This window comes from Cellulomonas sp. HZM (genome assembly GCF_000708885.1).
Taxonomy (GTDB): domain Bacteria; phylum Actinomycetota; class Actinomycetes; order Actinomycetales; family Cellulomonadaceae; genus Cellulomonas.
Genome location: NZ_JEOE01000033.1, coordinates 1 through 18,573, shown reverse-complemented (window position 1 = coordinate 18,573; position 18,573 = coordinate 1). Strand labels below are relative to the sequence as shown.

Below are 18,573 nucleotides of genomic sequence, written 5' to 3'. Positions count from 1 at the left end.
CCCGCACGCGCGCCCCACGACGCCTGCGCGCGTGGCCCGCACCGGTGGTGCGGCGTGCTGACCGAGTGGCTCCTCGTCGCGCTCGGCGTCGTGCTGACCGTCGGTACCGCGGTGTTCGTCGCGAGCGAGTTCTCGCTCGTCACGCTCGACCCGGGCGTGGTCGAGAAGGACGCCGGGTCCGACGACCGGCGCGGACGCTCGGTGCTCAAGGCGCTGCGCCGGCTGTCGACCGAGCTGTCCGGCGCGCAGGTGGGCATCACGCTCACCACCGTCCTGCTCGGCTACACGACGCAGCCCGCCGTCAAGAAGATGGTCGGCGGTGCGCTCGACGGCCCGCTGTCCACCACCGCGAGCACCGCGGTGGCGGTCGTCGTCGCGCTCGTGCTCGTCAACGGGTTCTCGATGCTCGTCGGCGAGCTCATCCCCAAGAACTTCGCGATCAGCCGCCCGCTGGCCACCGCGCGCGCCGTGGTCCCCTGGCAGAGCGGCTTCACGACCGCGCTGCACCCCGTCATCGCGTTCTTCAACGGAAGCGCCAACGCGCTGCTGCGCCGCGTCGGCGTCGAGCCGCGAGAGGAGCTGTCCGGCGGACGCTCGCCGCAGGAGCTCGCGGCGCTCGTGCGCCGCTCTGCCGAGGTCGGCACGCTCGACGAGGCGACCGCGACGCTGCTCACCAACTCGATCGACTTCTTCGACCTCACCGCGGTCGACGTCATGACGGACCGGCAGCGGCTCGTCGTCGTCCGGCGCGACGACACCGCGGCCGACGTCACCGCGCTCGCCCGCACGTCCGGGCACTCGCGGTTCCCCGTCATCGGCGACTCGAGCGACGACATCGTCGGGCTCGTGCACGTGCGCCGTGCCGTCGCCGTGCCGTTCGAACGCCGGGCCGAGGTGCCCGCCGCGGCGCTCATGGTCGACGCCCCGCAGGTCCCCGAGACCGTGCACCTCGGCCCGCTGCTCGTCGAGCTGCGGGACCAGGGGCTGCAGATGGCGGTCGTCGTGGACGAGTACGGAGGCACGTCCGGCGTCGTGACGCTCGAGGACGTCGTCGAGGAGCTCGTGGGGGAGGTCGCCGACGAGCACGACCGTCGACGCACGTCCGCCGCGCGCTCGGCGGACGGCTCGTGGCTCCTGCCCGGCGTGCTGCGCCCCGACGAGCTCACCGAGACCACGGGGCTCGTCGTCCCCGAGGACGGCCCGTACGAGACGCTGGGCGGCCTGCTGATGGACCGCCTCGGGCGGATCCCGCAGGAGGGCGACGAGGTCGAGGTGGACGGCGTGCTGCTGCACGTGCAGCGCATGGACGGGCGCCGCGTCGAGCGCGTGCGCGTCGTCGCGCTCGAGCCCGACGAGCACGTGGGGGGTGAGGACGCGTGAGCAGCACCGTCGCGCTCCTGCTGGCCGTCGCGCTGCTCGCGGCCAACGCCTTCTTCGTCGGCGCCGAGTTCGCCATCATCTCCGCGCGCCGCAGCTCGATCGAGCCGCGCGCCCAGGCGGGCGACCGCCGCGCGGGCACAGTGCTGTGGGCCATGGAGAACGTCTCCCTCATGCTCGCGTGCGCGCAGCTCGGCATCACGGTGTGCTCGACGAGCCTCGGCGTGGTCGCGGAGCCCGCGATCGCGCACCTCATCGAGGACCCGCTCGAGGCGATCGGCGTGAGCTCGAGCCTGACGCACCCGATCGCGTTCGTCGTCGCGCTGCTGGTCGTCGTCTACCTGCACGTGGTGCTCGGCGAGATGGTGCCGAAGAACCTCGCGGTCTCGGGCCCCGACCGCGCGGTGCTCGTGCTCGGCCCGCCGCTGGTGTGGATCGCGCGCGTCGTGCGGCCGATCATCGTGGCGCTCAACTGGCTCGCGAACCACGCGCTGCGCGCCGTGGGCGTCGAGCCCAAGGACGAGGTCGCGTCCGCGTTCACCGCGCAGGAGGTGCAGTCGATCGTCGAGCGCTCGCAGGCGGAGGGACTGCTCGAGGACGCCGAGGGGCTGCTCACCGGGGCGATCGAGTTCTCCGACCGCACCGCGCGCGACGTCATGGTCGGCTCGGCGTCACTCGTGACGCTCGGCCCGGACGTCACGCCCGACGGCGTCGAGCACCTCGTCGCGCGCACCGGCTTCTCCCGGTTCCCGGTGCTCGGTGCCGACGGTGCGCCGGCGGGCTACCTGCACCTCAAGGACGTCCTGTACGCCGACGAGGCCACGCGCCGCGACCCCGTGCCGGCGTGGCGCGTGCGGGCGCTCGCGGTGGTCGGCCCGGACGACGAGGTCGAGGAGGCGCTCGAGGCGATGCGCCGCTCCGGCGCGCACCTCGCGCGCGTGCAGGAGGACGGGGTGACGCTCGGGGTCGTGTTCCTCGAGGACATCCTGGAGGAGCTCGTCGGCGAGGTGCGTGACGCGATGCAGCGCGAGCAGGGTCCGACGAGGGGGCGCTGACCGTCCCCGCTGGTGCGTCCTGAGAAATGTGCACAGGACTTTCACGACGGCTCTTGAGCGGGACTTTCGGCCCGGTTCCCGGCGCGCGTCGTGACGCTGTCGGCGTGTCGTTCGGCGTGTCGTCGCCTGGGTGGCGCTGGACGTCCGTCCAGGGGCTTGGAGCGGATGCAGGTTCCCGTTATGGTTTCGTGATCGCTCTGGTCGGGCCGCTCTTCGATGCAGCGTCCGACCGGGACGACGAACCAGCTCTCTGCCGACCGAGGAGGTGCCGTGCCGGGTCCCGACGGCGTGCGTTCCGACGCCCCGGTCGACGTGGCACCCACCCGCCGCAGCCTGCGTGAGGCCGAGCGACGTGCGGCTGCGGAGGCCGAGCTCCGCGCCGCGGCGCGCGTCCCGGCAGCGGCCCCCGTCCGCCCGGCGTCGGTGCGTCCGTCCCAGGCCGGGCCGGTCGGTCCCGCAGGTGCACGCCGGACGGTCGGCATGCCTCCGACGACCGCGTGGAGCCCGGGTCCCTCGGGCTTCGTGCCGCGTCCGGCGGAGCCGGTGCACTCCGGGCCGACGCCGACGGTCGCGGTCGGCGTGGTCGAGCCGGCGGTCGCCGCCGAGCAGGTCTCGACGCCGCACTCCGGCGTGCCGTCCTGGACCCCTCGTCCCTCGGCCGTCCGCGAGCCGGCCGTCGCACCCGAGGATGCCCGGGAGGGCGCCCCCGCTCACGCGTGGCACCACGGCGAGCCCGAGGCCGACGAACGCGCCACGCGTTCCGTCACGTCGAGCCTCGACGCACGCGCGGCGATGCCCGTCCAGCACGCGGTGCGCGAGCCCGGGGCCCCCCAGGTGTCCCAGCGGCCTGCGCCGGCACCCGAGCAGCCCGCACCCGCGACGCAGTCCGCGCCCGCGACCGCCACCGTGCCCCTCGTCGTCGTCGCGCCCGCCGACTCGTCGGCCGAGGCCGCGCCCGCCGCGCGGTCCTCCGCGCTGCCGTCTCCTCAGGGCGGGAGCACCGCCCACGCCACGGTGGTCCGCGCGCACCGGGCCGGCACGCGTCGGACCGCGGCCGTCGGGATGCCGCGTCACCACCGGCCCGCGCGCGCCGCGACGAGGGTCGGCGTCCTCGGCACGCTCGCCGCGCTCACGGTCGTCATCCCGGTCAGCCAGGGCGCGATCGCGGGCGCCGAGGTGATCTCGGGCGAGCCGGTCGCCAAGGTCGCGCTGCCGTCGACGGTCACGGCGCTCACCTCGACGCAGTCCTCGCTCGTCCCGCCCGCGTCCTTGCAGACCACCGCGGGCGTGCTGTCCGACCGTGACATCGAGGCCGCGACGCGCAGCCTGGACCGCACCAGCGCCCTGCCGGGCTGCGACCCCGCGGCACGCGCGCCCGGCCAGAACGGCATGCTGGCGCAGAAGGACCTGTGCACCCTGTGGGACGGCCACACGCGCCTGCGCGCGGACGCCGCCTCGAGCCTCGCCCAGTTCAACCAGGCCTACGTCGCGGCGTTCGGTGCCGACATGTGCCTCGCGTCGGGGTACCGCACGCTCGCCGAGCAGCGCTACCTCAAGAGCGAGAAGGGCGGCCTGGCCGCCGCACCCGGCAAGAGCAACCACGGGTGGGGCCTGGCGGTCGACCTGTGCTCCCCGCTCACGAGCGGCGTGAAGTGGGCGTGGATCAACGCGAACGCGCCGCGGTTCGGCTGGGAGAACCCGAGCTGGGCGAAGCCCGGCGGCAGCGGTCCGTACGAGCGCTGGCACTGGGAGTACTCGAAGGGCGTCAAGGCCGACGGGGAGTACTACGGCTGAGGCGTGACGACGCCCGCCGTCGTCCCGCCCGCGTCGCGCGGACCGCTCACTCCAGGCGCAGGCCCCACGTGAGCACGTGCTGCCCGCCCGGTGCGAGCTCGACGAGGTCCTCGCCAGTGCGGAACGCGTCCGCGATGCACGTCATCGGCTCGACGGCGACGCCGCGGCGCTCGATCAGCGGGATGCCGTCGCCCGTGCACACCTGCCACGCCTCGGCGGCCTCGTCGGCCCACATCGCGACGGTTCGGCCGTCGGGCGAGGTGAACCGGGCCCACGATCGCCCGTCGGTGTCGCGCTCCGGGGAGGTCCAGGCGTCGTCGAACGCGACCCCCCGCAGCGCGAGCGGCTCACGCAGGTCCGTCCCGGGCCCGACGGGCTCGTCGCCCGTCGGCAGCAGGCGGTCGTCGACGAGCACGTGGCGCGCGGCGCCGACGCTGAGCGTGCAGTCGTCGACCGCGGCGTCACCCGGGGACAGCCACGGGTGGACCCCGGTGCCGTAGGGCGCGACGCCCGTGCCGACGTTGGTCGCCTCGATCGTGACGTGCAGCCCGTCGTCCGTGAGCGTGTAGGTCACGGAGACGCGCACCTGCCACGGGTAGCCGTGCGTCGGGACCGTCGTGTGCTCGAGCGTCACGGACGTCCCCGACGACGACGTCAGGGCGAACTCCGTGAACGACACCAGCCCGTGCAGCGCCGTGCGGCGCGCGTGCTCGGTGATCGGCACCTCGTACGTCACGCCGTCGCGCACGTACTCGCCGTCCGCCAGCCGGTTGGGCCACGGCGCGAGGACGGCGCCCGAGAACGCGGGAGCCGGGTCGTTCTCGTCGAACGGGAGCACCACGTCCCGCTCGCCGACCGTGTAGCTGCGCAGGCTCGCGCCGACCGCTGCGACCACCGCGCGCTGGTCGCCCAGGGTCAGGGCGTGCTGGGTACGGGTGGGCAGGACTGCGGCGACGTCGTTCACAAGGGGCCACGGTAGTGCGCCTCGTCTCCCGGGTGCGATCGGCGTCCGCGCGGGCGAACCGGTCACCCGTGCGGGTGAGGCTGCGCACGCCCTGTGGACAGATGGCTGTACGCGCCGCGCGGTTGCCCTAGGGTGCGAACTCGCGCAAAAGCACAGAAATCAGACGTCAGGGGGCCGTGTGGACGGGGTGGCGATCCTCGAGAGCGAGGTGCGCGAGCTGATCCGACGGCGGGGCATCGACCCGTCGCGAGACCGCTCGGGCATCCTCGCGCTGGTCGACGCGGCGATCGCCGACTAAGACGAGCGGTCGCTGCTCGGTGCCGTGCCGGTCCTGCCGGACCCGGGCGCCGCGCACAAGGCGGTCGTCGACGCGGTCGCGGGACTGGGCCCGCTGCAGCAGTACCTCGACGACCCGGAGGTCGAGGAGATCTGGATCAACTCGCCCGCGCAGGTGTTCGTCGCGCGGCGCGGCGAGGCCGAGCTGACTACGACGATGCTCACCGACGTGCAGGTGCGCGACCTCGTCGAGCAGATGCTGCGCAGCAGCGGCCGACGCCTCGACGTCAGCTCGCCCTTCGTCGACGCCGCGCTTCCCGGCGGCGAGCGCGTGCACTGCGTGATCCCCGACATCACGCGGCGGCACTGGTCGGTCAACATCCGCAAGCACGTCGTGCGCGCCACCAGTCTCGACGCGATGGTGACCCTCGGAAGCCTCACGCCGCACGCCGCGACGTTCCTGTCCGCAGCCGTGCGATCGGGCCTCAACGTCCTGGTCTCGGGAGCGACGCAGGCCGGCAAGACGACCATGCTCAACGCGCTCGCGGGTGCGATCGGACCGCGTGAGCGCGTCGTGAGCTGCGAGGAGGTGTTCGAGCTCAGGCCCGCGGCGCGCGACTGGGTCGCGATGCAGTGCCGGCAGGCGTCGCTCGAGGGGACCGGTGAGGTGCCGCTGCGACGCCTCGTCAAGGAGGCGCTGCGGATGCGCCCGAGCCGCCTGGTGGTGGGCGAGGTGCGCGAGGCCGAGGCGTTCGACCTGCTCGTCGCACTGAACGCTGGGCTCCCCGCGATGTGCACCATCCACGCGAACTCGGCGCGCGAGGCCCTGACGAAGCTGTGCACGCTCCCGCTGCTCGCCGGGGAGAACGTGTCGAGCTCGTTCGTCGTCCCGACCGTCGCGTCCGCGGTCGACCTGGTCGTGCACCTGGACGTCGACGGCGCGGGGCGCCGACGCACGCGCGAGATCGTCGCGGTGCCGGGACGCGTCGAGCGGGGGGCCGTCGAGACCGCCGACGTGTTCACCACGCGCGGCGACCGCCTCGTGCGCGCCGACGGCTTCGCGCCGCACGCGGAGCGCTTCGCGCGCAACGGGTACGACCTGGCTGCGCTGCTGCGGGCGAGGGACTGAGCGTGGGGGTGGTCGTCGGCCTGCTCCTCGGGGCAGGGCTCGCGTGCGTGTGGTCGTCGTTCTGGGCGACCCCGGAGCGACCCGACGCGCGGGGCGCCGCGTCGTGGGCGACCCGGACCCGCGACGTGCTCGTCCAAGCCGGGATCACCGGCGTCACCCCCGGTGGGCTGGCCGCTGCCAGCGTCGTGCTCGCGCTCGTCGTCCTGGTGGTCGGGCTCGGGCTCACGCGGACCCCCACGATCGCGCTGTGCTTCGCGACGTTCGCGGCGGGCACGCCGTGGGCGTACGTCCGTGGCCGCGCGCGGCGGCGACGTGCGCGGCTGCGGGAGGTCTGGCCCGAGGTCGTCGACCACCTGGGATCGGGCATCCGTGCCGGCCTCGCGCTGCCCGAGGCGGTCGTGCAGCTCGCAGAGCGCGGACCGGTCGAGCTGCAGCCGGCCTTCCGCGCGTTCGCCGAGGACTACCGGGCGACCGGGAGGTTCGACGACTGCCTCGACCTGCTCAAGGACCGGCTCGCCGACCCGGTGGCGGACCGGATCGTCGAGGCGCTGCGCCTGACGCGCGACGTCGAGGGGACCGACCTCGGACGCCTCCTGCGCACGCTGTCGCAGTTCCTGCGCGACGAGTCCCGTAATTTGGAGAGGGCGAGGTATATAATCCCAGGTCAGGGCACGAATTCCCCGGGTACATGCGCGACCGTAGGCGCTGCTATGGCGACTCGGTCGAAGGGCAAGGGCTAGCCGCCCCGCGGCGGCGATCCCGACTCCCCTCGGCGACCTGCTCTGTTGCGTGCATGCTTGCGCGCCACCTGCGTGCATGACTTCCGTCTCTCCGACCGGCCGGTTCGTGGGCATCGGTCGAACGGTCTCTCGACACCCGCCGCGACGTCCCGGCGCCGCCCTGGAAAAGCCCGTAGTGTTCCCGCACATGAGTAGTTCGCGCCCCCTCGCCGTTGACCTCTTCGCCGGAGCGGGAGGGCTGTCTCTAGGCTTCGAGCAGGCGGGGTACGAGGTCGCTGCCGCCGTCGAGTACGACCCCATCCACGCGGCCGTCCACGAGTACAACTTCCCCGACGCGGCGACTTTCTGCCGTGACGTCTCGACTATGACGGGAGCGGAGCTCCGTGCCAAGTCGAGCATCGGTGACCGCGAGATCCACGTCGTCGCGGGCGGTCCGCCGTGCCAGGGCATCTCATTGATCGGCAAGCGGGCGCTCGACGATCCGCGAAACGCGCTGCTTGGGGAGTTCGCCCGCCTGGTGATCGAGTTGCAGCCCAGGTACTTCGTCATGGAGAACGTGGCGGGCCTCACCGTCGGCGACCACCGGCGTCTGCTCGACGAGGTCGTCGAACTCATGGATGGCGCTGGCTACCGAGTCGAGCTGCCCTACAAGGTCCTGCAGGCGAGCGACTTCGGGGTGCCGCAGTCCCGTCGCCGTCTCTTCCTGATCGGCTCGCGCGCCGATGTGCCTGTGCCCTCTTATCCCGAGCCGACGCACCGCGGCCGCAGCCCGAAGGGGCTGCCAGTAGACGCTGGGTCGCTCCCGCTGGGACCGACCGTCTGGGACGCGCTTGGCGACTTGCCGGATGCCGACGTCTTCCAGGAGCTGCTCGATGGTGACAGCGTGAAGGCGAAGTTTGGCAAGCCCTCCGAGTACGCGGCACCGCTGCGGGGTGCCGTCCAGAGCATTAACGACTTCTCGCACCCGAGGCGTTTCGCGCCGACCGTCCTGACTTCGTCGACCAGAACCGTGCACACCGGGGTGTCCATCGAGCGGTTCGCCTCGACGGCGCCGGGTACGACCGAGGCCGTCTCCCGGTTCCTGCGGCTGCACCCTGAGGGTGCGTGCAACACGCTTCGTGCGGGCACCGCGTCCGACCGTGGTGCCTACACCGCGCCACGCCCGATCCACCCCACGCTCCCGCGTGTCATCACAGTCCGCGAGGCCGCGCGTCTGCACGGCTACCCGGACTGGTTCCGATTCCACGTGACTAAGTGGAACGGGTTCCGGGAAATCGGCAACTCAGTGCCCCCGCTGCTTGGGCGCGCTGTCGCGGCGCAACTGCTCGCCGCCGACGGGGTCGCACCGACACATGGCGCGGAGATCAAGCCCGGGCGCGAGGAGCTGCTGTCGTTCACCGCCTCGCAGGCGGAGCGACATTTTGGTATCGCCGAGCGTGTCATCCCTCACCGAGACCGGAAGGTTGGCTGATCTTGGCTGCCGACTCCACCGACGACGCGACCGACAAGGGCACTCTCTATGACCGGGTCATCGAGCTCATCTTCGACGCTCACTACACCGCTGGTGCAACGGAGATCGCGTGGACTCGTCCCGAGATAAATGACGCGACTGATGCGCTCGGCAGCCCGCGTATTGGCAACCTCGGCGACGTACCGTACGCGTTCCGCTATCGTCGTGCGCTGCCAGACTCGATCAAGGACCGCGCGCCCGATGGTATGGAGTGGATCATTCGAGGCGACGGGAGGGCGAAATACAAGTTCGTCGCGATCCCAGCTCAGGCACGCGTAAAGCCGAACCCGATGCTGGTCACCACAAAGATCCCGGATTCGACCCCCGAGATCATCGGCGCGACAGCCCTGAATGACGAGCAAGCCCTGCTCGCTCTCGTGCGCTACAACCGTCTCATCGATGTCTTCCTGGGCGTGACTGCGTACTCGCTTCAGAACCACCTTCGGACGACGGCAAGAGGCATCGGCCAGGTCGAGGTTGACGAGCTCTACGTCGCGGTGGACCGCTGGGGTGAGCAGTACATCCTTCCGGTGCAGGCCAAGGGCGGTAACGACGAGCTCGGGGTGACTCAGGCGGAGCAGGATCTCGCTGTCTGCAGGGACAAGTGGCCGAAGCTCGTCGCACGCCCGATCGCTGCGCAGTTCATGGCGGGCGGCGTCATCGCGCTGTTCGAACTGACGGTCCAGGACGACCAAATCCGCGTCCTGCGCGAGGCGCACTACAAGCTCGTGCCCGCCAAAGAGATCGACGACCAGGACCGAGCGATCTACCGTCAGGCCGCCGGGGCTGGCGTGGCGGACCTGTAGTCCCATGGCTTCGAAGCGAGTGTGGCGCGCCGGTGTCCGGTTCGACTGTCCGGAATGCGGGCTGCTCTGGCGCGACGACGAGGAGCACGCGGAGTCACTCTCGGGTGCCTGCCCGTCATGCAGCGGTGACCTGAGGCTCGTCGGCCGGGGAGAGCAGCTGGTCGAGTTCGCGAAGTGGTACCGCTGCGTCGCGTGTGGCGAGCTGGCAATGAAGCGGCGCGGCGAGATCGTCCCCACGAAGCCGCGCACGGGGTTCGCCGAATTTGCCTGACGGGGCGAAGATCGTCAGGGTGGACGTCAACCCGAAGACCAGCGCCCGCATGGCTCGAGTGCGGTCGCGTGATACGACCCCTGAAATGGCGCTACGGCGTGAGTTGCACCGCCGCGGTCGTCGGTTTTACGTCAACCGGCGGCTGCTCGGCGACCGTCGCACGGCGGACATCGTGTTTCCCCGGGCGCGGCTCGCGGTGTTCGTCGATGGGTGCTTCTGGCACATGTGCCCGCGTCACGGCACGCAATCGCATACGAACTCAGATTGGTGGCGCGAAAAGCTCAGCGGTAACGTCGAACGTGACCGCCGCACCGACGTCGACCTGGCTGCGGCGGGATGGGCCGTCCTAAGGGTGTGGGAGCATGATTCGGTAGCCGGGGCTGCCGAGGCCGTCGAGGAAGCCCTTCGTCGCCTGCGGCCGGATCTCTGAGCTGCGGGAACCCGCCGTTTTGGCGCGGGATGCAGGAGGACCAACGGGCACGGGGCAGAGTAGTGCCTTCCTCCCTGGAAAATCGAACGACGCCGGGCACTGCGCCGAGTGCGGAGCCATCGGCATCACGAGTTGATGGAAACCGGTCGCGCATCCAGGCTCACCACTGCAGTCCTCGCCACCGCAGCACCCAGCCCCACACCCAGAGGCTGAGACAGCCCGCGTGCTCGACGCACAGGTCGCTGAGCACCGGGCCGACTACCTCCTTCCCGACCCCGTCGCCTTCGTCGACCCACGCACGGTCCCACTGCCCGACGCGAATCGCTGCGACCTGCCGGCGGTGTGGGTCGAGCTGGACGACGAGCTGAACGCGACTCTCGGGGTCAACGTGAACCGTCGCGATGATGCCGCTGGCGACGAGTCGATCGGCGAGGTCGACCCCAAGGGCACCCAGCCCTGTCGTGGGCGCGCTCACTGGTCACCGCCGGCAGCCCAATGCTCGAGGAGCTCGCTCGTGAGGGCGTCCTCGGATTCGTAGATGACGCCCTGTGGCTCGAGAACGGTGCGGGCGTAGGCGCGGTACTCGTCGATGCGCTGCCGATCGCCGGTGCGAACCGGACGCAGGAGGTCGGCGCCGCCACGGCCGTCCTGCACGACGGTCGCGAACGGCACGCCGTCCAGGGTGAGCGTCGCGTCGAACGCCAGGCCGCCATCGTGGGTCACGTGGGCGCGGACGCGCGTGAGTGTGTACGGGCAGGTGGTGGGGACGCTCAGGTCGTCGTACTGGTCATCGTTCATTCGGCCTCCAGAGGCTGGTCAGGGGGTAAGGACACGTACTGCTCTTCGACGACGGCCCACATATGGGCGACCGTCAACTCACCGTTCACGTACCGCTCCACGAGGACGTCCAGGAGTGGGTCGGGCTCGTGACCAGCCAGACGAGCAGACACGAAGGCGCCAGCTGCCGCGTAGGCGCGCTGCTCCCGCTCAGGGTCGCCGTCGGGAGTGGGCGTCAGCGGGAGGCGGTCGCGTAAGACGGCGCGGGCAGGACACCCGCTGCGATGCCACGCTGGATGGTCGCACGCGAGACTCCCGACCCTCGGGCCGTGGCCGCAATGGACCGGCCAGCGCCGAGCAGGTCTCGCGCCACATCGCGGCGTTCGTCGGTCAGGGCGGGAGGGCGCCCTAAGCGGGTGCCTCGAGCTCTGGCGGCTTCGAGGCCCTCCCTTGTGTTGCGGACGATCGTTTCGCGGGCGATCTGAGCGAGCGCGCCGAAGACGGCCACGAGGAGGACGGACTCTGGCTTTCCGGGAGTTGTGTCAAATCCCTCCGCGAGGGAGCGGACGCCGACACCGCGAGCACGAAGGTCGTCGATGGTGAGGACGAAGTCCTTCAACGACCGGCACAGCCTGGACGCCTCGAGGACGACGAGGGTGTCTCCTTCGCGTAGGTAGTCGAGCGCGGCGGCAAGCTCGGGACGTCCGTCGAGCGAGCGTCCGGACGCAACGTCCGTGTAGACGCGTTCGCACCCCGCCTCGAGCAAGGCAGCGTCCTGTCGGTCCGTCCGTTGCCCGGCCGTCGATACGCGCTGATAGCCAACCAATGCCATGAGCACCACCTCCCATCGAGGGCCGGCGGTCGTCGCCGGCGCGGGACCAGTCCTACCGGCACCTGCCCACAAACGCCAGTGACGTTGTGAGCAGGGCACGCATTCTGGGCAGGATTGTGGTCACCCGCCGTCTGCGGGCGGAAGTTCGCCCGGACGAGGTGCTCGGAACCGATCGGTTGTGGGCACCACACACGGTCTTGCTCGCTAGGGTCACTTCATGGCGACGGATCCTCCAAGCGATGAGGCAACCAGCTGGAAGTTTTGGAAGAGCCCCAAGTCGTTCTTCTTCGTTGCAAGCGGGGCCGTAGCGCTTGTGGCCAGTGCTGCCGGGGCGGTCGCGGGCGTGAAGGCGCTTTTCCCCGGCGACCCCGACGCGCACATAGTTGCTCAAGCTGCATCTTCGACGCCCGATGTGACGCCGCGGGCAGAGGCTACGGCGGTGTCGAAGAGCCTGTCCTGTTTCGTCTACACCGGCATGGACGCAGCCCCGGCCGCGCACATGAGTTACGACGAGGGTCAGTTCGAGAGCGTCGACTGCGCGCAGCCCCATCAGTACGAAGCAGTCGCGCGTAGCGAGGACCAGACGTGCGAGGCAGCGGTGGAGGAGCGCCTCAACCTGTACTCGCTCGTTGGCTTCAACAGATCCGCAACGGCAGCACTGGGTCCGTACCGATGCGCTCTGGGTCGCGTCGACGGTGACGTGCTGCAGACGGACACGCATCGCCTCTCGGCGACCAAAGACCTCGTATCCACGTTTGGGTCGTGCATCGAACCGCAAGATGTCGCGGCGTTCCTGTCTGGCTCGCCCGACTACGCACACAACCTGCCGTGCTACTCGGGCCGCGTACTCCCGGCCGAGTGGTCGCTGTCCAGCGGCGAGACAGCAGCGAAGTCTTGCGCCACGAGAGCATCCGACCTTTCGGTGACTGATGTGCGCTCGGCGGACATTGACATGGGGTACGGCGGAACACCCAAGCCGGGAGCCCGGTGTGCGTTCACGCTTTGGTCAGTCAACCGCACGTAGCCCCGGCCGAACGGCGCCACGGTAGAGCGGGCCGCGTTGCTTCGAACCTGACCGGAGCCAGTCGTATGTGGGAGCCGCCCTCTACCGTCACGCCATGCGACCTCTGCTCACGCTTGCCCCCGACTCTGGGCGCATCGAACTTCCCATCGCCGCAGGAGCAGGCGTCCGGTTCGAGGACGTCGACGCCGTGGAGACTGTGATGGCGCCGCTCCTCGTAGCGCGTGAGCGGCTTCTTGCCGTCGCTCGCCTGGCCCCAGCGGTGAGCGATTGGACGCTCATGCTGACGATGCACGAGCACAGGTTCGCGCGAGTGGCGCTGCACCCCGACGGCCGAACCGCCGTCGTCCAGGTCCGCTACGAAGACCTGCGTTCGTCATCGTGGACTCCAGTCGCGTTCGAGACCTCCACCGAGGTGATCTCGTTCGGTCGTCTCGCTTCAGAGTGCGATGTCCCGTTGCTGGAAGCGGCGATGTGGAATCTGACCATCCCCAGCGGTCGACGCCCCTAGGCTCCAACCCATGACCTCTGACGCCGAGGCAGTCCGCGCCCTCGTGGATGCGCAGCTCGCCGCACCCGATACATGGAAGGACCCGTCGGGCTACCGCGGCTCGCTCGCCCTCTGCGTCCTCGACTCTGTGTTCTCACTGCGGGCGACCTACCCAGCGACTGCTCGCGTCCTCAAGCGCTTCCGGGCAGCACGGAAGGCTGCGGGCTCGGATCCCGACGTCGATAACCTGGCCGACCTGGTCGCTGCGATCGATGAGGTGGGTGGGCCGGAGCGTGCAGCTGGCCCTGCATTGTTCAGCAACGGGAGCTACGCACCCGGAACGGTCCGGAAGGGACGCCGTGGCGTCCTGAAGGCTGAGGCGGTCTACGACGGCGCTACCGGACTTCTCGCCGTCGGAATCAGCACGATCGAGGACCTCCGTGCAAACACGCCTGGTGCCGAGGCAGCGTGGCTCGCCGTTCGAGGGCTCGGCTGGGTTTCGTGGGACTACCTGCGGATGCTGACAGGTGAGACCGGCGTCAAGGCCGACACGATGCTGCAGCGGTTCGTCGCGACAGCGCTCAACGTGCCGAAGGTCACGGGCGAGCGCGCCAAGGGCGCCGTCACTGAAGCCGCCGAACTCATGACCGTGGACGCACGTGTGCTCGACCACGCCATCTGGCTCTATCAGCGAGAGCAGCCCTGATCCTGCCGCCCGAGCCCGTCGCGGCCCGCTGATGGCGTCCGGTGAGCTCAGAGCTGCGAGCGAACCTTGCGGACGTAACCGTGAAGGTCGCGCAGGGCTTTGTCGAGACCGCGAGTGGACGGGTCGAGCGATTCGATGCGGGTTAGCTGCCGTCGGTACTCAGCGAGCATCTTGAGAGCTCCTTCGGCGCGGCGTCGCTTCCGAGTCGAGCCCGTCGCTGCCTGAACGGTGGCTCGCTGGACGAGAGTGTCAATCTCCCGTCGGACCGACGGGACTCGCTTGTCTACCGACGCGATTCGCTGCTGAGCGAAGATCCCGACCCGCCGTCCCACGCCCGCGCCGCGCCGCACCATGGCATGGGCGGCCTGAGTGACAGGCTCCGCACCGTCGAAGCCGAGCACGAAGAGGGCGACACCGTTTCGGGTCGCCCACTCCTGGGCCTGGCGGGTGTACCCCGCTGACGAGTAGAAGACGCCGCGAGCCCCGGCAGCCAATGCCGTCCCGTGTAGGTCTCGAACGGGTGGCTCTCCGACGGGTCGAGCCCAGTCTTTGACCTGCGCGACGACGCCCGTGCCGACCGCATCGACGCCGCCATCCGCACCGGCGACACCTCGCCGCGCGTCCGAGAATCCGAGCGAGCGAAGGTGCTGGACGGCTCGCTGTTCTGCCCATTGCCAGCCCGAGCCGGCGAACTGGTCACTCACACCTGAGTTCTATCGCACCCCTCGAGACGCGTGCTACGACTTCCACAGCAACGGGCGGGCGACCGCTAGGTTCTTGATGTGACCAGCGACGCCATCCTGACGAACGCCCATGCGGCCCTCTTCAAGATGCTGCATCAGTGCGAGGGGGACGTCATGTTGACGAGCCCGTACATCACTTATCCCGTGGCCAGAGACCTAGCGAAGGTCGCCAAGGCTTCCACCTCTCCCTGGTCGTTGCTCACGAAGTTGGACCCGGTCGCGGTCGCAAGCGGCTTCCTGAGCCTCGCTGGCCTTCGCGAACTCCTCGACGCCGGCGTGATCGTTCGGACCTCACCATCCCTTCACGCCAAGGTGTACCTCGCTGGTCACAACGGGCTATCGAGTTCAGGCAACCTCACGAAGCGGGGACTCGGCACAGCCGCTCACCCCAACCAGGAGTTCACGGTTCGGCTCGCGCCCACCCAGGTTGACGAGGCTCGGACGATCATCGGCGAGTGGTGGGACGGCGCAGCGGTCGTCGATGACGCTCTGCTCGCCGCGACAGACAGCGACGCACGCAAAGTACGGTCCGTGCCCGCACCCGACCCTGACGAAGGCGCAGACGAAGACGAAGACACCATCGTCGAAGCGGCAGCGCTCCTCGCCGAGGCCAGAGGCGTAAATCTCTGGGCAAAGGCCGTCTACGGTGACGAAGACCCACCTGACTGGTCCGGTGACGAACCGTGGATCGCCAGCAGCAAGCGCGGGAAGCCCTCATTCGCCATCGGTGACCTCGTGCTCATCTACGCCCGCGACCTACACCTGTGCAACGCTGTCGTCGAAGTCACCGAGAACGCCATCTGGGCCCCTGACGTCATCGCGCAGGATCGACCCCAGGAAGACGCCGAACGGTGGCCGTGGCTCAACTACGTGCGCGGACGCCTATGGGTGGCCAGCGAGCACGGCATCACACCCTCAGACCTCGGTTTCACGCCGCAGGGACTTCAGGGCGGCCACCGGCGCCTCGAACTTGCCGAGTTCGCCGCTGCCGTTCGACATCTCGCTGGCGAGACGGTGTAGCCGCTCAGCCATGCGATACCTCACGACTTACGCGGTAGCTGAGTTCCCGGCGTGGCGAGAAGGCGAGACCGACGAGCTCGCCATTGACGCGTGGCACATGGACTCATCGACGGACTGGGGGCGCATCGCGGACTTGTCCGTCGCAGCGGTCGCAAGCGGCGCTGGCGATACTGACGACGCCCATGTTTGGCGCGCCTACGGGGTCCAGCACGGCCTTCGAGAGGAGGCTCTATGGGCCTTCGAGAGCCTCCACGCGGACCCGATCTGCGTCTCACCTGGGCAGTGGGCCAACGGACGCCATCGCGGCCTGCTGATTCAGCGGTCGGGAGCTCCCGTGGTCGCTGTCGTAGACGTCGAATGGGTTCCTTCGTCGGCGGGTGGCTGAGTGGCCGGCAAGCGACTAGACGCTTAGCGAGGGATAGAGACGCCCAGCGCGAACAGAGTTGTGTCAGACCGTCGTGCGATCGTGGATGCATGCGCTTGATTGATGGTGTGGAGACTGGCATCGAAGTGTTGCCGCGCCGGTGGGTGCGCCGTGGCCTGACGGTGCTCGTCGTCGGCATGGCGCTGACGGGTTGGACGGCTCCCGTTCAGTGGTTCATCCGCGAGAAGGCGGCGTCCGTCCAGGACGAAATCACACCTATCGTGACTCAGTTGTTTGCTGACCTTGCGGTCTCCCCGACGCCCCTGGCTACCCCATGACGACCGACCGTCACACCGTCACGGTCGGGCAGCTGCGCGCCGAGCTCGCAGGATGGAACGACTCCACACCCGTCCAGGTGATGCTGCCGGACAGGGCTGATGCGGGCGCTCATTGGGTGCTGCGGGTCGTGAGTGCCGGGCTCGGTGAAGACCCTGACGCACCAGACGACCCGGTGCTCTCGGTAGCGTTCCCGCTGAAGGTGGAGTGGCCTGCGAGCTGAGCGCTCTCCAAGTCACCTGCGCGTCAGAGGGATGTTCACCCGCGCCCTCGCTTCCGATATGTCCAGTTCTGCCACGAGACTTTCGGGATGATGGAAGAGCGGCAAACGGGGCAGGAGACCACGTCACTTCTGGCCGCATCGCCACCTGCGCCAGCAGTCGCCGCGGACGCACCACCGCCGGGAAATCGTCGACGAGCCCACCGCGTAGCGATGCTCGTCGGTGCTGGCCTCGTGCTCGTAGTCGCGCTACTGGTGGCAGCGTGGTTCTGGCACAACCTGCAGATGCGGTCGCTGCTGCGAGACGTGCGCGCGACCGAGCTCGTGATGGTCACCGAAAGAGACGCCGTGGCGGATGCGATCGCCCCACTGAACGCAACAACGGGAGGGCCGACGGACCAGCAACGAGCGGATGCTCGCCAAGCCATCGTGGCGGCGTCAGAACGAGGCCTCGCGGACCTGATCGCCGCGACCGGGCCGCTGGAAGACGCCAGCATCGCTCCATGGGATCGATCGCTTGCCCTAGCGCGCGACCGCTATCTCGACCACGTAGCGGCCTGGAACCGGATGTTCAAGGACGAAGCTCGCGAGTACCGGAAGGACAACCCGGCCGCTTTGTCCGGAGCCACCATTACAGGCACCTTCCTGTACGCCGGCCAGCGCATGCGCGCGGCCCTCGGCCCCGCGCCCCTGTTTGGGAACGCTTCGGAAGTGGACGAGATCTTCACCGAGTAGGCACGGCGCAGAATGGGGTGGGTGAGCGCGTCAGCAGCCCCTTGCCCATTCGGGGCAAACGCGACGCCGACCACCACCCATCCAGCCCCACCCCGGAGCGCTCGTGGAAGAGCCGATTTCGAGAGCGCTGTATAGGCGACCACCTATCGTTCGGCCAGCCCCGGATAGACCGAGGCATATCCGAATTGGTGGTGGAAAACTATGTGTGAACTACGACCGGGCCCACGGTGCGCCGGAGACTGCAGCAAGGACTTGGCTCGCGCTCGCGCAGCCTTCGAGAAGGCCCATCCTTTCGAGCAGGTTCCCGACATCCTGCGTGATGGTCGCAGGGTCATGGCGTCTCTGGATGCGGACTACGCGGTTGCCCGCCGGACGGCTCGCGCCACAAGCGCGGCGCTCGGTGACGCACGGGCGCGCGGCGCTGACGAAGCGGTCATCGCGGAGCTCGCGGCAGAGCTCGACGGTGCCACGGCCATGGCCCTGGCAGCCCAGGAGGTCCGCACCGGGCTGTGGCAGGAACGCCTCGCCACGCGCGCCCAGCATCTGGCCGCCCACGCTCACGAGGTGCTGGCTGACCAGCCGAGCGACGCGACCGAGCCAGCCGACCCGGTGCGAACCGATTCGTGGGGCCCGGACGAACGCCACAGCGTGACCGGCAGCAAGTTCGATGAGGGCGGATTTTCGAGGGCCGGCTGGCACCGGAGCTCGCGTCGAGATGCGCTCGGATATCACGAGCTCACGGGGACGCTGCTGAGCCCATCAGGGCATTTGCCCGATGGCACCCACTACTCCGACCACGGGGTGAACCGCCCCGGGTTCCGTGGAGGCTCTGGCCTGTCCCGGGTTCCGCGGAGTCGGATTTCTGGTTCTTAGGCCAGGGTGATCGGTTGTCTGTTCTCGAACTCTATGGGTGTCAGCCAGCCGATCGCGGAGTGTCGGCGCTGGCGGTTGTGGAAGATCTCGAGGTACTCGAACAT

21 protein-coding genes and 1 pseudogene are annotated in these 18,573 nt (G+C 69.6%); 16 read left to right on the top strand and 6 right to left on the bottom strand.

Annotated elements, in window-relative coordinates; translation table 11 throughout:
• Window positions 1-54: 54 nt before the first annotated feature.
• From AW16_RS0113755 to AW16_RS17810, 3 genes are all read left to right on the top strand, one after another.
• Window positions 55-1,380, top strand: coding sequence for a hemolysin family protein (locus AW16_RS0113755; protein ID WP_029291300.1), 1,326 nt, complete (start codon window positions 55-57; stop codon window positions 1,378-1,380).
• Entirely contained in the window at window positions 1,377-2,432 is a 1,056-nt protein-coding gene (locus AW16_RS0113750; protein WP_029291298.1) for a hemolysin family protein, read from the top strand. Before AW16_RS0113755 ends, AW16_RS0113750 begins: the two co-directional genes overlap by 4 nt.
• A 270-nt stretch (window positions 2,433-2,702) precedes the next feature.
• Window positions 2,703-4,226 (top strand): D-alanyl-D-alanine carboxypeptidase family protein, encoded by a 1,524-nt coding sequence (locus tag AW16_RS17810; protein WP_197021629.1) that lies wholly within the window; start codon window positions 2,703-2,705, stop codon window positions 4,224-4,226.
• Between the two features lie 46 nt (window positions 4,227-4,272).
• On the opposite strand, the gene AW16_RS0113740 is transcribed toward AW16_RS17810, so the two are convergent.
• On the bottom strand, window positions 4,273-5,190 hold the full coding sequence (locus AW16_RS0113740; RefSeq protein ID WP_029291295.1) for an aldose 1-epimerase family protein: 918 nt from the start codon (window positions 5,188-5,190) through the stop codon (window positions 4,273-4,275).
• A 178-nt stretch (window positions 5,191-5,368) separates the two neighbouring features.
• Between AW16_RS0113740 and AW16_RS17265 the strand changes: the two are divergent.
• The 6 genes and pseudogenes from AW16_RS17265 (at window position 5,369) to AW16_RS17260 (ending at window position 10,352) form a co-directional block, all read left to right on the top strand.
• Window positions 5,369-6,595: pseudogene (locus AW16_RS17265) on the top strand (CpaF family protein).
• 2 nt (window positions 6,596-6,597) lie between these two features.
• Complete coding sequence (locus AW16_RS0113730; RefSeq protein ID WP_156044187.1) at window positions 6,598-7,335, top strand: type II secretion system F family protein; 738 nt, start codon at window positions 6,598-6,600, stop codon at window positions 7,333-7,335.
• Window positions 7,336-7,411: 76 nt separating this feature from the next.
• Window positions 7,412-8,806, top strand: coding sequence for a DNA cytosine methyltransferase (locus AW16_RS0113725; RefSeq protein ID WP_231496064.1), 1,395 nt, complete (start codon window positions 7,412-7,414; stop codon window positions 8,804-8,806).
• 2 nt (window positions 8,807-8,808) lie between these two features.
• Window positions 8,809-9,651 (top strand): hypothetical protein, encoded by an 843-nt coding sequence (locus AW16_RS0113720; RefSeq protein ID WP_034649275.1) that lies wholly within the window; start codon window positions 8,809-8,811, stop codon window positions 9,649-9,651.
• Between the two features lie 4 nt (window positions 9,652-9,655).
• Window positions 9,656-9,922, top strand: coding sequence for a hypothetical protein (locus AW16_RS0113715; protein ID WP_156044186.1), 267 nt, complete (start codon window positions 9,656-9,658; stop codon window positions 9,920-9,922).
• 19 nt (window positions 9,923-9,941) lie between these two features.
• Window positions 9,942-10,352, top strand: coding sequence for a very short patch repair endonuclease (locus tag AW16_RS17260; RefSeq protein ID WP_231496063.1), 411 nt, complete (start codon window positions 9,942-9,944; stop codon window positions 10,350-10,352).
• A gap of 160 nt (window positions 10,353-10,512) precedes the next feature.
• Here AW16_RS17260 and AW16_RS0113710 read toward each other — a convergent pair whose 3' ends face one another.
• The 3 genes from AW16_RS0113710 to AW16_RS0113695 form a co-directional block, all read right to left on the bottom strand.
• The gene (locus tag AW16_RS0113710; RefSeq protein WP_029291290.1) at window positions 10,513-10,827 is read right to left on the bottom strand and encodes a hypothetical protein; all 315 of its coding nucleotides are present in this window, start codon (window positions 10,825-10,827) and stop codon (window positions 10,513-10,515) included.
• Window positions 10,824-11,150: a hypothetical protein gene (locus AW16_RS0113705; protein ID WP_029291289.1), complete on the bottom strand. Its 327-nt coding sequence runs from the start codon at window positions 11,148-11,150 to the stop codon at window positions 10,824-10,826. Before AW16_RS0113705 ends, AW16_RS0113710 begins: the two co-directional genes overlap by 4 nt.
• 214 nt (window positions 11,151-11,364) lie before the next feature.
• A complete protein-coding gene (locus AW16_RS0113695) occupies window positions 11,365-11,961 on the bottom strand; it encodes a recombinase family protein (RefSeq protein ID WP_034649281.1) in 597 nt (198 codons plus the stop codon).
• Window positions 11,962-12,178: 217 nt separating this feature from the next.
• Here AW16_RS0113695 and AW16_RS0113690 point away from each other — a divergent pair, with 217 nt between their 5' ends.
• From AW16_RS0113690 to AW16_RS0113680, 3 genes are all read left to right on the top strand, one after another.
• The gene (locus AW16_RS0113690; RefSeq protein ID WP_156044185.1) at window positions 12,179-12,985 is read left to right on the top strand and encodes a hypothetical protein; all 807 of its coding nucleotides are present in this window, start codon (window positions 12,179-12,181) and stop codon (window positions 12,983-12,985) included.
• Window positions 12,986-13,079: 94 nt separating this feature from the next.
• Entirely contained in the window at window positions 13,080-13,493 is a 414-nt protein-coding gene (locus AW16_RS17255) for a hypothetical protein (protein ID WP_156044184.1), read from the top strand.
• Window positions 13,494-13,503: 10 nt separating this feature from the next.
• Window positions 13,504-14,178 (top strand): hypothetical protein, encoded by a 675-nt coding sequence (locus AW16_RS0113680; RefSeq protein WP_029291285.1) that lies wholly within the window; start codon window positions 13,504-13,506, stop codon window positions 14,176-14,178.
• Window positions 14,179-14,225: 47 nt separating this feature from the next.
• On the opposite strand, the gene AW16_RS17250 is transcribed toward AW16_RS0113680, so the two are convergent.
• A complete protein-coding gene (locus AW16_RS17250; RefSeq protein WP_081861687.1) occupies window positions 14,226-14,882 on the bottom strand; it encodes a restriction endonuclease in 657 nt (218 codons plus the stop codon).
• A 78-nt stretch (window positions 14,883-14,960) separates the two neighbouring features.
• Between AW16_RS17250 and AW16_RS0113670 the strand changes: the two genes are divergently transcribed.
• From AW16_RS0113670 to AW16_RS0113650, 4 genes are all read left to right on the top strand, one after another.
• Window positions 14,961-15,941 (top strand): hypothetical protein, encoded by a 981-nt coding sequence (locus tag AW16_RS0113670; RefSeq protein ID WP_029291283.1) that lies wholly within the window; start codon window positions 14,961-14,963, stop codon window positions 15,939-15,941.
• A 474-nt stretch (window positions 15,942-16,415) separates the two neighbouring features.
• A complete protein-coding gene (locus AW16_RS0113660; protein ID WP_029291280.1) occupies window positions 16,416-16,643 on the top strand; it encodes a hypothetical protein in 228 nt (75 codons plus the stop codon).
• Complete coding sequence (locus AW16_RS0113655; protein ID WP_029291278.1) at window positions 16,640-16,864, top strand: hypothetical protein; 225 nt, start codon at window positions 16,640-16,642, stop codon at window positions 16,862-16,864. The genes AW16_RS0113660 and AW16_RS0113655 overlap by 4 nt, the downstream gene beginning before the upstream one ends.
• Before the next feature lie 210 nt (window positions 16,865-17,074).
• Window positions 17,075-17,596, top strand: a complete 522-nt coding sequence (locus AW16_RS0113650) for a hypothetical protein (protein ID WP_029291276.1) — start codon at window positions 17,075-17,077, stop codon at window positions 17,594-17,596.
• An 869-nt stretch (window positions 17,597-18,465) separates the two neighbouring features.
• On the opposite strand, the gene AW16_RS18955 is transcribed toward AW16_RS0113650, so the two are convergent.
• Window positions 18,466-18,573 (bottom strand): IS3 family transposase, encoded by a 108-nt coding sequence (locus AW16_RS18955; RefSeq protein ID WP_369794794.1) that lies wholly within the window; start codon window positions 18,571-18,573, stop codon window positions 18,466-18,468.

Coding starts and splice junctions, on each gene's coding strand:
- AW16_RS0113680 (WP_029291285.1), top strand. CDS start 13,504: ATGACCTCTGACGCCGAGGCAGTCCGCGCCCTCGTGGATGCGCAGCTC.
- AW16_RS0113715 (WP_156044186.1), top strand. CDS start 9,656: ATGGCTTCGAAGCGAGTGTGGCGCGCCGGTGTCCGGTTCGACTGTCCG.
- AW16_RS17255 (WP_156044184.1), top strand. CDS start 13,080: ATGCGACCTCTGCTCACGCTTGCCCCCGACTCTGGGCGCATCGAACTT.
- AW16_RS0113660 (WP_029291280.1), top strand. CDS start 16,416: ATGCGCTTGATTGATGGTGTGGAGACTGGCATCGAAGTGTTGCCGCGC.
- AW16_RS0113650 (WP_029291276.1), top strand. CDS start 17,075: ATGCTCGTCGGTGCTGGCCTCGTGCTCGTAGTCGCGCTACTGGTGGCA.
- AW16_RS0113655 (WP_029291278.1), top strand. CDS start 16,640: ATGACGACCGACCGTCACACCGTCACGGTCGGGCAGCTGCGCGCCGAG.
- AW16_RS0113690 (WP_156044185.1), top strand. CDS start 12,179: ATGGCGACGGATCCTCCAAGCGATGAGGCAACCAGCTGGAAGTTTTGG.
- AW16_RS0113705 (WP_029291289.1), bottom strand. CDS start 11,150: ATGAACGATGACCAGTACGACGACCTGAGCGTCCCCACCACCTGCCCG.
- AW16_RS0113725 (WP_231496064.1), top strand. CDS start 7,412: ATGACTTCCGTCTCTCCGACCGGCCGGTTCGTGGGCATCGGTCGAACG.
- AW16_RS18955 (WP_369794794.1), bottom strand. CDS start 18,573: ATGTTCGAGTACCTCGAGATCTTCCACAACCGCCAGCGCCGACACTCC.
- AW16_RS0113695 (WP_034649281.1), bottom strand. CDS start 11,961: ATGGCATTGGTTGGCTATCAGCGCGTATCGACGGCCGGGCAACGGACG.